Below are 11,916 nucleotides of genomic sequence, written 5' to 3' on the forward strand. Positions count from 1 at the left end.
TTGCTTTACGCACTTCAGCTCGGTGCACAATCGGCACCTCACTGTCGCTCCGGTGCGATGTGCGCAGATGACAATTTCGAGGCGTGCTGGCTGATTGACGGCAAGGACGATCGGTGTGAAATTCGTAAGATTAACAATAACGTCGAAATAGCTTGGTCGGGGAAAAATGCCTAAGGTTGCAGAAAAGCTGTCTAGCAAGGGTGAAATCCCGGGTGCCAAGGATTCGAGAGAAGTCATTTCCCAGAATAGGTCCAGCGAAATGTTTTTCGCAGTGGTCGGGCCGGTTGGCGCAGGTGGATCTCGGGTAGTCGAGTCCCTAGTTAGGGCCTGTGAGGCGTCTGGGTATAAAGCTGAGTGGATTAAAGCCAGCACTCTGATCAGAAAGTGGCACGAGGACGCTGGAACGCCCCTTCCAGAAGCAACTGACAAGACGCTGGAGCTTGTCGAGGCACATCAAGACGCCGGCGACAAAATGCGGGAGCGGGATGCTGCTGAGGTGGCACGGGCGGTAATGCGTGAGATTGCTCGACGTCGAGCCGCGGCGACCGAAGTTGACTATGTGCCAGGTGAACCGGTACGACCAAATAGCGAGCGGCGCGCCTATCTTATTGATTCTATTAGGCATCCCGCGGAAGTCAGCTTACTTCGGCGCACATATGGGAACGCTTTTGCTCTTGTCGGTGTCGTTTGCGAAGAAAGCAGACGGGAGCAACGGATACTTGAGAAGTATTTTCGCAGGCCACGACATGGAGAGCAGTTAGTCAGGGAGCAAGTGAAACGCTTCATGCAACGCGATTCTGATGATGCGGGAAACAAGCGTGGCCAACATGTAGCGGAGGCCTTCTTTGAGGCGGACTACTTTGTCGACAACTCGGAAAATGACCCCGAAGGAAAGAAGTTCGCGCTGGATGAGCCTCTTGGCCGGCTAGTAAATATTGTCGCTCATGATCAGATCGTTCGACCAACTATGGAAGAGACGGCTATGCACCATGCGCATTCTGCGCGCGTGAGGAGCGCATGTCTTTCGAGGCAAGTGGGCGCTGCACTAGTCGATAGCGATGGCACGGTTGTTGCGACAGGCGTAAACGAGGTACCTGCCGCGGGCGGTGGGGTGTATGGGGAAGGGTTTGGACAGCCACACGAACATGAAGACCATCGGTGTGCCTTTCGTGAAACAAGGTTCTGCAGTAGCAACCAACAGCAGAACAAGATCGTCGACGAGCTGATCGCCGCGCTTCCGGAGCTTGATGGTGTCGACGACAAACTCGGGCTTGCTGCTCGGATCAGGAAGACGCGGTTGGGCGGACTCATCGAGTTCAGCCGTGCGGTACATGCGGAAATGGACGCGTTGCTGTCTGCGGGGCGCGAGGGCGTGTCGACTGTAGGGACAAGGCTTTTCGTAACCACCTTCCCATGTCACTATTGCGCGCGCCACATAGTTGGCGCAGGAGTGTACGAGGTTCAGTACATTGAACCCTACCCGAAGAGCCTCGCCCTCGAGTTGCACAACGATGCTATTGAAACAAATCCCTTCACATGGCAGCCGCCTGAGCGTAAGTCTATGGCAGCCCAGAAGAAAGATGCTGAGCAGCAGCAGCGAAGCGACGTTGGGGCGGTGCCGAGCCAACCAGGGAAGGTGCTCTTTAGACCGTTTGTCGGCGTGTCGCCGCGCATGTACACAAGAGCCTTTGAGAAAACCTGGCGCTTGAAGGATAAGGTCACTGGAAATTTCGAGATGGAAGCGCCAGAGTGGGGGGACGAGTGGTCCCCGTTCACCGTAGGGTATCCTGACCTCGAAGCAGCCTTAACGAAGTAGCTATGTCACACCCCATCTTACGTCTCGTTACCAACGAAAGCTACGACCTTCCTGCGCCACAGATGGTATCTGAGGCGCACCGTCCGCGGGTGCGATCGGGTGAGCAGCTCTCCTTTTGCTTCGATGATGTAGACGCTTGCGAAGGCCATCGCGTCGAAATCGTTGCAATGGATGGATTGCACGGTAGGCGGCTGTGTGAGCTTATTATGTCGAATAAGCCTAAAGTAGCCTTGGACTTACGTCCCGTCATCCGCTTCGATTTGCCCGGGACCAGCCGAGAACAGGTTCTCGGATATTTTCGTGCTGTAAACACTCTATATGTGCGCGATCCTCTTCCATGGCATACTTTGCAAAGGAAGGATTTCGTCGCTGGCGAAAGAGTCTTGTCTCAAAGGCTTGAGCACGAGACTGTCGAGCAAAAGCAGTCTCCCGTGATGCTATTCGTTCCAAAAGTGGAACACATAGGGTTTCTCGCTTCGTATCTGAACCGGGTTTTTTCGAACCGTGGAGATGGCCAATGGAAGATAACGGCCATCAATTGATATTTCGGTTTTGACGCTTAACGAACGTTAAGTCCGCGCATCAAAAAATGCCTATTTTACCACTCGCAGAAAACGCGCTGTGGAACCTGGGAGTGGATGAAGAGCGCGTAGGTCGTCTTCTGTCGAACGGAGAGCCCGTGCGAGATCAGATACGCCGTAGCCCAGTTCATCAAGATGAAGCCTAACGATCTCAGGGAGGACGGTAGGAGTCTCGACCTCGAGATCAAGCTCGGTCGGTTCCGCTCTGCGGTAGCCCATCGAGCTCATCTGCCTCCATAGATACTGACTCTGGCTATCGGTAATTGCTCCGATCTCCTTGGCCCTGTAAAGGAGCGCCGCCATCGACGTTCGCCAGACGGGCTTCAATGCAGCGAGACGTTGGATTGTCAGGCGCCGTCCAGAAAGTTGAGGACGAATATCGCGTGCAGGCATGAGTAGCGCCGATGCGAACGCGTTCGCTTCATCTTCCATTTGGGGTGAGGGGACTTGGTGCATTACGACATGCCCAAGTTCATGCGCGAGGCTGAACCGCTGCCGATCGGCTGGCATGTGGCGATTCAGGAAAATGCATGGCGGCATATCTGTTATCTGAACGGTGAAGCCATCGACCTTGAGTTCGGCGAAATCGCAATGAACAACGATACACCCCGCTCGTTCCACCCATGCGACAAGCTCCCGAATTGGACCCGAAGGAACAAGCCAGGTGCGCCTGATAAGATCAGCGATACGCTCGGGGCTGCCGCCGTATTCGTCGACATCCATTCGCGGAAGGGACAGCTCTGGCTCCAACTCGGCTGCATCGAGTAATCTTCTGATATGCAAGATCCGGATATTGAGCTCGGCTTCCAGGCGCTCAATCGCCTTCTGTCCGACGCTTGCCCGCTTCCGGTATTGCACACTCATCGGCAAGCCAATGACCCGATCATTCTGGAAAAAGAAATCGGTCGGGAAGTCCAAAGCTTTTCCGACACTTTTCAACACATCTTCGGTCGGCCCGATAAGTCCGTTTTCAAGTTTAGAAAGATTGGCTTGTGACACACCTGAGCGTGCGGAGAGCTCAGTCTGACTCCACCCCCGTGCCTGCCGCGCAATACGCAGCAGGTCCTGATTGAAACCAGCCTGCATCAGTCTTGACGCTTCTTACTGTCGTCCGCTGCATCCTTGAGCTTGACAATGGCCGCGGCGGGCCGCTCGGGTTTCGGCTCTGGCATGGGCAATGGAACCGCGACCTCACCCGCATCCAGCAGGCTGTACTCCCAGGCAACCTGATTGCCATTGCGAGCCACGACACAAATATCGGAGATCTTTGTTTCCAAACTATTCAGCTTGTATACGACCTCGACGCGCTGAACCTCCGGCAACCCGAATAGGTCGCAGTCATGGTCATGGAATGCTAACGCCAGTTGAGTTGCGACATTTGACGAACGGCCCATCTCGTCTGCCTTTTTAAATCGAAACAATACTGTGTCCCGAACGAGAAACTTCACCGTTTCGTGGCCTTCGATAACATGAACTAAATCATGGTCAAACAGGGCGCTACTCGCACGCTCAATGATCTGCTCCCATACGAAATTCGCGCGGCTTCGCTTGCACCGCCACGCGCCGTTGAAATCGCTGGCCAACCAGTCTGCCCACGCCTCTTGTATCGCAGAGATGACCTCGCTGCGGATTTCATTCAGAATGGGACGTACGGTGACTTCAACAGGAACTGACATGCTCACGCCTTGCTTGTTGCCACCCTGATACGACCATTTTTTTACAAATGCAACGTCAAATTATTCACATCATAATTCAAGGTGGGCATCCCGAAGGTATGGTACAGGGCGCCGCTCGCCGCCCCTCTTCAAGCTCTAAAGAATGCTTTGCCGAGCACTGTATACCTCTGTTTGAAGCTGACGAGGTTTATAGGGTGACCCTCAACGTCCGCGACTACCCGTGGTCTCTTCTTTTCGCATCACGTGCGCGGCGCTCGGCGCGACGCTCTTCCTCTTGTTGCTCTTTCCAGAGATCTTCAACGCCGTCCCAGCCCCAACCACCCGCTTGATACCAGCGGTCCAAGTGTAGCCATTCTTCCTCAACTCGCATGGCTATCGAGGTGGTTTGTTCGGCCCCTAACTCGTTGATTTCCCCCGCAATGCGACGTGCTGGAGCCTCGGCATCAACGGCCAAGTAGAGATCGTGCTGGGAAAGAAGCGCCATGGCCTCGTTGTAGCGATCAATGACCATATCGCGGGTTTCAGCCCAAACAGGATCGCGGCGAACGTTGAGCAGGTCGTGCATGTCGACGTCTTCGCGTGCCAGAATCTGCAGGAGTAGAGAGCTCGGCATGTCGCGCTCTCCACTTTCGTAGCCCCGATAGGCCCGTACGGAGCAGCCCAGTTCTTCTGCCAACTGATCTTGGGTGAGCTCGCGACGACCGCGGTATTTACGAAGCCCTTGGCTGAGGCTCATTTCGCTTCGCCGGCGGATGCGTTCAAAGGTTCGAGCTTCTTCAGCTTCCTGGGCTCGTGCGCTCTGAGAACGCTCGATCTGCTTCCGCCTGATCCAGCCCTTTTGCTGCGCTGACATGCCCGGGCGAATCACCAAATTGTCCTGGTCCGGGTCGGGCTTGAACTGGAATGGCATTGAACGTTCCTTCATCAGATCGAAAACCTGCCAGATCTTGCCGCTTTTTGGTCTCCTGAGAAAACATAATGATTTCATTTGCTTGGACCATTTTCGCGGGCCATGATCTTAGCGGAAAAGCGGTTTGGAGGCGCAGATGAACGATACATTTGAGAACGCAGTCACGCCAGAGATTTGGTGCGAGCGTCTGCGCTCACAGGGGGCAGAGGTCTCAGCGCGCGTTTTGCGGGCGAAAGCTCGTTCCTGCGGCCACTACTACGCCCTCGGCCGGGTCATGCTGCTGTCAGCGGAGCATGTCGAGGCGATCCTATCCGTCGAAGGAGCCCAGGTTCGGAGAGGCGGGCAAGCTATCAGGACTTGGTCCCGTGGGAAGTGATTTCGATCGAGAGAACGATGCGGCAAGACGCCCGGAGGAGGCTCGATGTGGTTCGGCCATTCTGGACGCAGGCAAGTCACCTGCAGATTGGGTTTCCTGGTTGCAGGAGTACCGCCAGATCAACATCGCTGAGCGAACGTTGCGGGAGAAGGCGAACCGCTTGGGGGCGTGCTTTCGGATCGGCAATGCCATGATCATCACCCCCGAACAGATCGATGAAATTCTGACGGAGGATTGGAAGTGCCGCTCGAACCGTACCTCAGAGGCAAGGTCTATTGGGTCAAAGGCTGGATCGAATACAACAGTCGCCCGATCGCCGGCCCATATCGACAAAGCACGAGATCGACTTCGGAAGCTGGCGCGCGGGACTGGATAAGCGAAGAAACCGAGTTACAGATCCGCAAGCACATCGTCGGCGAGGAGCGGGCGCTTCGCTTCGCGGATGCAACCGAACTCTACCAGCCTGACAGTAGGAGTGCCCGCCAACTACTACCGATCCTCGATGAGATCGGCAGTTTGCCCCTTGCGGCCATTACCGGGCGCTTGCTGAAGAACCTCGGTCCGAAGCTACGCCCGAACGCGTCCACGGATACTTGGTGGCGGGAAATCGTTACGCCAGCGCGGGCGGTCATCAACAATGCGCACGAGCTGAAGGGGACGCCACTGCTGCGCGTGCGTCGCTATGACCAATTCGAGCGCAACGCCCAGGACAAGCGCCGCGGCAAGACCAGCCGTGTTGAGCGGGTTCCGGCAACACGGGCCTGGATCGACGCCTTCTGTGCAGAAGCCGATCCGTACAATGCAGCCATGGCGCGCTTCATGTTCGAAACGGCCGCCAGGATTGATCAGGCAGTTTCTCTGACCCCGGACGATCTGCGCCCGGAGAAATCCCAGGTCCGGGTCAAAGCTCAGAAGGGACATCCGGAAAGCTGGATAACCGTCTCATCGGAAATGATGGAGGAGCTGCAGGAGTTGCGTCCCAAGCGTCCCCGCAACCGCAGGACTGGGGCGATCTTGCCGCCGCGGGTCTTCGGGTATGCGAGCTCGACCGGCTACAACAACCGCTGGAAGACGATCTGCCGCCGCGCGGGTATTCCGTACCTCTCGGCTCATGCCGCAGGACGGCACGGATTCTTCACCGAGCTGGTCATACGTCAGGGCGTGGACCCTGTTACTGCCGCGCGGGCGGGTCGGTGGTCCGATGCCAATCTGCCGATGAGCATCTACGCCCATCCGGAGAGCGATGAGGCCGACATTCGGGCGCGTTTTCGTACACGGTCCGTACAGACGGACTCGTCGAATAATGATAACCTACAGAAAGAAAATGGAGAAATGGGCAATGGATAACACCCTCCTAAGGGGCAGGTTGCAGGTTCGAATCCTGCCGGGGTCACCATGAAATCAATGACACAGGTGGAGTTAAGGGGTTTCTCTCTGGTTCATTGAACCAAGGAAGGTCCACCGAACTCCAGCGAGCCGGCGGCGCGACGCAGGTAGTGCGGTGAAAACTGGCCGTATGTCGCCTTGGAAAGCCTGGCGGTGGCGTTCAGTATCAATTGCCTAAGCGCATTGATGAATTGGTCAGTGAAGGCTTCATCATGAAAGTAAACGAGCTGAGGTGACATGACACTTGATGAGATCACGAGCTGTTTCTTCGAGTATGCGCTGCAGCAGGGGAAGCCTTACAAGAACTTTCCACTAGGTACGGACATTGAGGAATTTGGTGCGCCGTATATTGAAATATCAACATCCGGCAAGGCCGCCATAGTGGCCAGGGATCGAGGTGAGGAGTGCCTGAGAAGGGAAACAAATTCACCGAAAGTCCTGGCTCAGTGGGATTTCGAAATGTTCAACAGGCGTTGAGTTCAGACCTCTGATAGAGATAGCCCGCATTTGCATGCTCCGCTCGAATTCTGACGCTGACCTAGGTTCAGGCTTCACAACCAGTAGATGACGACTGCAGCGAGAGCGATGGTGGAGAGAAAGACCTTGGGGCAGCGGTTGTAGCGGATCGCCACACGCCGCCAGTCTTTGAGCCCGCCGAACATGATCGCGATCGCTGCCCGACAGGGCATTCCGAAGGAATGTCCCGAGAGGGGTGTTTCACCTTTGCCTTGCGCCGCTTTCGGCCCGCGATGCAGGTGCGCCTCGCTTTGTCTTTCAACGCGTCTCTGAACCAGTCGGCATCATGGCCGCGATCCCCGGGCAATCAGTCGACCTTCGGCAGGCTGCTCAGCAGCGCCCGCGCAGCGATGTCGTCGCTGACCAGTCTTGCCGTGACGAACAGATTGAGCGGCCGCCCTTGGCCATCTGCTCGTCGGTCAGCCGGAAAGGTCGCTCATGTCATCGATCCGTTTTCAGAGCCGTGAGCCACGCCGAATAGCGACAATCAATGCATCCTGAACCTGGTGGAGGCGAGCCTGGCGCCAATGACAAGTGGAGTCCGGGCGGTTATGCAAGTGGGGGAGTGGCAGAGGCCGCTATGGATTTAAGTTCGATAACTGCACAAGTACAGTGTCGTGGAGCTCAGGCTTTGACAGAAGAAAGTAAGCCCAGAAAAGTCTTTGTTGGATATGACACGATTGGTGGTGTGAAGGTGAAGCGGTGGCGGTACGAGGGCCTCAAACCGCGCCCCATCTTACGCATCCCGGATTTGTTCCAGGAACGGACTTGGAGTGTCCGACGGGAGGAAGAAAGGTATCTCTTTGAATTTTGGGCCGCCCGGCAGGGTGGAGGAACTGATACCTACGAGATTTCTAAAGAGGACTTCGATGGGGTTCTGTCGGGAAAACTGGTGCTTGAGGATTTGGCGAGGAAGTACTGTCGATAGACGGCAGTGAATTTGGTCTGCCTAGGGGCAGGATGCTTGACCAGTAGACGACCGGAGCCTGGTGTTCATGCCGCCTTTGGTTCGACCGAGCAGACGACTACCCCCCCCTCCTAAGGGGCAGGTTGCAGGTTCGAATCCTGCCGGGGTCACCATTTCTCCTGACACAAAGACTTGGCGCGGAAACGCGAAACGCGCGCCGGGTGGGGCGCGCGGTTCTGTCTTGCGATGGTCTTCTCCGGCGGCCGGAGGGGCTCAGACGCGGGGCAGTTCCGAGAAGATCTCGGGGCCGTCCTCGCGCAGGATGACGATCTCTTCCAGGCGCAGGCCGAACTTGCCCTCAAGGTAGACGCCCGGCTCGATCGAGAAGACATTGCCGGTGGCCAGGGGCGTCTGGGACGTGCCGGTGATGTAGGGCGGCTCGTGGATGTCGATGCCCAGGCCGTGGCCGGTGCGGTGCAGGAAGCGGTCGCCGTAGCCTGCCTCGGTGATCACGCCGCGCGCGGCGGCGTCCACGGCGCTGGCGGGCGCGCCGGGTTTGGCGGCGGCCAGGGCGGCCTGCACGGCGGCCTCGACCACGTCGCGGACCTTCAGGAACTCGGGGTCGGGATCGGGGCCGAACCAGCGGCAGCGGGTCATGTCCGAGGGATAGCCGTCGAGCACGCAGCCGGTGTCGATCAGCACGGCCATGTTCTCGCCCAGGGCCGTGGCGCCGGGGTGGTGGTGCGGGAAGGCGCCGTTGCCGCCGAAGCAGACAGAGCAGAAGGCGGTGGCGGCGCCATTGGCCTTGTAGTGGGCCTCGATCAGCTCGACCACCTGGGCCTCGGTCATGCCGGGCTTCAGGGCGGCGAAGGCGGCCTCGACGGCGGCATCGTTGAGCAGGTGCGAGGCCTTGATGCGGGCGGCTTCATCCGCGTCCTTCAGGGTGCGCAGCAGGCCGACGGTATCCTCGGTGAAGCGGCGGCGCGGGCTCTCGAGGCTGTCGAGCAGCAGCAGGGCGAAATCGGCGCGCATGGTCTCGTCGATGACAACCGACAGGCCGGGACGGCGGGCGTTGCTGGCGTCCAGCAGCGCATCCAGCGCGGCGCGGGGGCCATCGTCATCGGCCCAGGTGAAGAGCGGCAGGGAGGTGACCTCCTTCGCCATGCCGGCGTTGAGCGAGGGCATCAGGAAGCCCGCGTGATCGGCGCTGACCAGCAGCATCACGGGGCGTTCGTCGCCATGGGGGTTGAGCCCGGTCAGCCAGGCCATGTGGCTGGAGGGGCCCAGCACCACCAGGTCGGTTTCGGTTTCCGCCATCCGGGCGCGCAGCCGCGAGAGGCGCTCTTCGGCCTGCATCAGATAGGACATTCTTTACTCCTGAAACGAAACGGGCCGCCGGAGAACCGGCGACCCTGTGGTCTTGCGGGCGGTCGAAGGATTACTCCTTCTCGACCAGCCGGTAGTAGACGAAGTCGGAGGTCGCGCCGTTGACGTAACCCGAGACATTGCCGCCCATGGCAACCTCGTAGGAGGCCTGGAACATGATCACGATGGGAGAGCTCTCCTGCACCTTGGCCTGCAGGTCACGGTACATGTCGAGACGCTTCTCGGGATCGGCTTCCGACAGCGCGGCCATGGTCTTGGTGTTCAGCTCGTCCGGCACGGCCCAGGCGTTCCGCCAGGTGGTGGTGGCCTGGTAGTTGTCGTCCGAGTTGTCCGAGTTGTAGGCGAAGGCCTTGGCGTTGGAGTGCGGGTCCATGAAGTCGGGGCCCCAGTACAGCAGCATCGCCTGGTGGGTCCGCTCACGGTACTTGGTGATCACCTGGGCGCCGGTGCCGGGCAGGATCTCGAACTCGATGCCTGCGTCGGCGAAGCTGGCCTGCAGCGATTGCGCCATGTCGGTGAAGGGGGCCGCGTTGATCACGTCCAGCGTCACTTCGATGGGGGTCTCGATGCCGGCGTCTGCCAGGATCTGCTTGGCCTTCTCGGGATCATAGGTGAAGGGCGTCTCGTCGTAGGAGCCGGGGAAACCCTTCGGCCAGAAGGCCTGGTGGACCTCCATCTGGCCCTTGATGATCGTGTCGGTCATGCCGGTGTAGTCGACCAGGTAGCGCGCGGCTTCCCAGACGGCCGGGTCGGTCAGGCTGTCGGTCTTCTGGTTGAACGACAGGAAGTGCACGGCGGCCTGCGGGAAGGTCTCGACCTTGATGTCATCGCTGGACAGCGAGGCGATCTGGTCGGGGGTCAGGTTGCGGGCCATGTCGATGTCGCCCTGTTCCAGCAGCAGCTGCTGGGTGGCGGCTTCGGCCACGTGGCGGATGATCACCTGGGACATCTCGGGCGCGCCCTTGAAGTAGTCCTCGTTGGCGGCCATGCGCACCATCTGACCGGGGGTGTAGGCGGTCAGCTCGAAGGGACCGGAGCCTGCCGAGTTGGCGTTCAGCCAGGCATTGCCCATGTCGCCGTCTTCCTCGTGCTCCATCACCAGCGCCTTGTCGACGATGGAGGCGGGGCGCGCGGCCAGCACGTTCAGAACGAAGGCGGGCGAGAAGTCGCCCTCGTATTTCACCGTCACGACGTTGCCGTCGGCGGTGACCAAGTCGTCCACGTTCTCCGGGGTCCAGCCGAGCTGGGCCAGGATGAAGGCGGGCGTCAGGTTCAGCTTGATCACGCGGGTCAGCGAGAACAGCACGTCCTCGGCGGTCACCGGGTTGCCGGAGTTGAAGACCGCGTCATCGCGCAGGGTGAAGGCGATGGTCTTGGCCTCGGCGTCCATCTCCCAGTCGGTGGCGATGCCGGGGGCCAGGACGGTGGGATCTTCCGCATCGTACTGGACCAGGCGGTCGTAGAGGTTGGTCACGAGCTCACCGGAGGTGAATTCATAGGCCTGCGCCGGGTCGATCGCGACGATGTCGTCGATGTTCTGGGCGATGACCAGGACGTCATCGGGCGTGTCGGCCAGGGCCGCGGTGCCCGCCAGGGGCAGCGCGAGCGCCGAGGCAAACAGCGCGGATTTCAGCATGTTCATGTGGCTCTCCTTGTTGGGGTTGAGTGAGCGGGGTGGCGTTGCTCAGCTTTCCAGCTGCGCCATCTCCGGTAGTTTCATCCCGCCCTTGCGGTTCAGCACGGCCAGGGTGCCGGTCCAGAGAATCCGGACAGGCTTGTCGGTGGGATTGGTCCAGGAATGGGGCCGCAGCCCGCTGTAATGCAGGCTGTCACCGGCCTTCATCCGGATGACCTGTCCGTCGAGGGTCTGCTCGATCTCGCCGTCCAGGATATAGATGATCTCTTCGCCCTCGTGGCTGACCACCTCCGAGGTGTAACCGGCGGGCACATGCAGGATGTAGCTCGACAGCTCGGCGCCGGGGAAATCGGTGGCCAGGTTCTCGTAGCCGATGGAGGAGCCATTCAGCGAGAACTGGGGTCGCGTTTCAGAGCGGGTCAGGCTTTCGGTGGGGCCCGGCGCGGCGATGAAATACTCCAGAGTGACATCCAGCGCCGCGGCAATCTGCGCCAGGGTGCCGAGAGAGGGCGTGGCGTTGTCGCGCTCGACCTGGCTGAGGTAGCCGACCGAAACTCCCGCGCTGTCGCACAATGCCTGCAGAGTCAGCCCAAGCTGCTTTCGGCGCTTGCGAATAAGCGGTCCGAGCTGCCGCTCTGCTTTCTGCTTCTCCCGTGCCATGGCACGTTCCTCCGAGATCATTTCCCCTACGGTACAAAAATTTTTTTACTATGGCAAAAATTTTTT

At 59.0% G+C, this 11,916-nt stretch carries 10 protein-coding genes and 1 pseudogene; 4 read left to right on the top strand and 7 right to left on the bottom strand.

The window, feature by feature from the left end:
- Positions 1-166: 166 nt before the first annotated feature.
- Both CRO50_RS03925 and CRO50_RS19875 read left to right on the top strand, forming a co-directional pair.
- Complete coding sequence (locus CRO50_RS03925; protein WP_097144544.1) at positions 167-1,816, top strand: anti-phage dCTP deaminase; 1,650 nt, start codon at positions 167-169, stop codon at positions 1,814-1,816.
- A gap of 2 nt (positions 1,817-1,818) precedes the next feature.
- The gene (locus tag CRO50_RS19875; protein ID WP_143516854.1) at positions 1,819-2,358 is read left to right on the top strand and encodes a hypothetical protein; all 540 of its coding nucleotides are present in this window, start codon (positions 1,819-1,821) and stop codon (positions 2,356-2,358) included.
- A 51-nt stretch (positions 2,359-2,409) separates the two neighbouring features.
- On the opposite strand, the gene CRO50_RS03930 is transcribed toward CRO50_RS19875, so the two are convergent.
- The 3 genes from CRO50_RS03930 to CRO50_RS03940 form a co-directional block, all read right to left on the bottom strand.
- Positions 2,410-3,483, bottom strand: a complete 1,074-nt coding sequence (locus CRO50_RS03930) for a helix-turn-helix domain-containing protein (RefSeq protein WP_097144545.1) — start codon at positions 3,481-3,483, stop codon at positions 2,410-2,412.
- Positions 3,483-4,073, bottom strand: a complete 591-nt coding sequence (locus CRO50_RS03935) for a hypothetical protein (RefSeq protein ID WP_097144546.1) — start codon at positions 4,071-4,073, stop codon at positions 3,483-3,485. The genes CRO50_RS03930 and CRO50_RS03935 overlap by 1 nt, the downstream gene beginning before the upstream one ends.
- A gap of 214 nt (positions 4,074-4,287) precedes the next feature.
- On the bottom strand, positions 4,288-5,061 hold the full coding sequence (locus CRO50_RS03940) for a helix-turn-helix domain-containing protein (RefSeq protein WP_097144547.1): 774 nt from the start codon (positions 5,059-5,061) through the stop codon (positions 4,288-4,290).
- A gap of 538 nt (positions 5,062-5,599) precedes the next feature.
- Here CRO50_RS03940 and CRO50_RS03945 point away from each other — a divergent pair.
- A complete protein-coding gene (locus CRO50_RS03945; RefSeq protein WP_097144548.1) occupies positions 5,600-6,706 on the top strand; it encodes a tyrosine-type recombinase/integrase in 1,107 nt (368 codons plus the stop codon).
- A gap of 276 nt (positions 6,707-6,982) precedes the next feature.
- Positions 6,983-7,222 carry a hypothetical protein gene (locus tag CRO50_RS03955; RefSeq protein ID WP_097144550.1) on the top strand — a complete coding sequence of 80 codons (240 nt, stop codon included), beginning with the start codon at positions 6,983-6,985 and terminating at the stop codon, positions 7,220-7,222.
- A 74-nt stretch (positions 7,223-7,296) separates the two neighbouring features.
- Here CRO50_RS03955 and CRO50_RS03960 read toward each other — a convergent pair.
- From CRO50_RS03960 to CRO50_RS03980, 4 genes and pseudogenes are all read right to left on the bottom strand, one after another.
- Positions 7,297-7,670 (bottom strand): annotated as a pseudogene (locus tag CRO50_RS03960) (transposase); the annotation flags it as partial.
- A 771-nt stretch (positions 7,671-8,441) separates the two neighbouring features.
- Complete coding sequence (locus CRO50_RS03970) at positions 8,442-9,536, bottom strand: M24 family metallopeptidase (protein WP_097144551.1); 1,095 nt, start codon at positions 9,534-9,536, stop codon at positions 8,442-8,444.
- 70 nt (positions 9,537-9,606) lie between these two features.
- The gene (locus tag CRO50_RS03975; RefSeq protein ID WP_097144552.1) at positions 9,607-11,196 is read right to left on the bottom strand and encodes an ABC transporter substrate-binding protein; all 1,590 of its coding nucleotides are present in this window, start codon (positions 11,194-11,196) and stop codon (positions 9,607-9,609) included.
- Between the two features lie 42 nt (positions 11,197-11,238).
- On the bottom strand, positions 11,239-11,850 hold the full coding sequence (locus CRO50_RS03980; protein WP_097144553.1) for a helix-turn-helix domain-containing protein: 612 nt from the start codon (positions 11,848-11,850) through the stop codon (positions 11,239-11,241).
- Positions 11,851-11,916 lie beyond the last annotated feature (66 nt).

Source organism: Pseudooceanicola antarcticus, assembly GCF_900215355.1.
In the GTDB taxonomy this organism is placed as follows: domain Bacteria; phylum Pseudomonadota; class Alphaproteobacteria; order Rhodobacterales; family Rhodobacteraceae; genus Pseudooceanicola; species Pseudooceanicola antarcticus.

What these genes read in the sequence shown, in the direction of transcription:
- CRO50_RS03980 (WP_097144553.1), bottom strand. Translation starts at nt 11,850, where the DNA reads ATGGCACGGGAGAAGCAGAAAGCAGAGCGGCAGCTCGGACCGCTTATT.
- CRO50_RS03925 (WP_097144544.1), top strand. Translation starts at nt 167, where the DNA reads ATGCCTAAGGTTGCAGAAAAGCTGTCTAGCAAGGGTGAAATCCCGGGT.
- CRO50_RS03970 (WP_097144551.1), bottom strand. Translation starts at nt 9,536, where the DNA reads ATGTCCTATCTGATGCAGGCCGAAGAGCGCCTCTCGCGGCTGCGCGCC.
- CRO50_RS03930 (WP_097144545.1), bottom strand. Translation starts at nt 3,483, where the DNA reads ATGCAGGCTGGTTTCAATCAGGACCTGCTGCGTATTGCGCGGCAGGCA.
- CRO50_RS03935 (WP_097144546.1), bottom strand. Translation starts at nt 4,073, where the DNA reads ATGTCAGTTCCTGTTGAAGTCACCGTACGTCCCATTCTGAATGAAATC.
- CRO50_RS03940 (WP_097144547.1), bottom strand. Translation starts at nt 5,061, where the DNA reads ATGAAATCATTATGTTTTCTCAGGAGACCAAAAAGCGGCAAGATCTGG.
- CRO50_RS03975 (WP_097144552.1), bottom strand. Translation starts at nt 11,196, where the DNA reads ATGAACATGCTGAAATCCGCGCTGTTTGCCTCGGCGCTCGCGCTGCCC.
- CRO50_RS19875 (WP_143516854.1), top strand. Translation starts at nt 1,819, where the DNA reads ATGTCACACCCCATCTTACGTCTCGTTACCAACGAAAGCTACGACCTT.
- CRO50_RS03955 (WP_097144550.1), top strand. Translation starts at nt 6,983, where the DNA reads ATGACACTTGATGAGATCACGAGCTGTTTCTTCGAGTATGCGCTGCAG.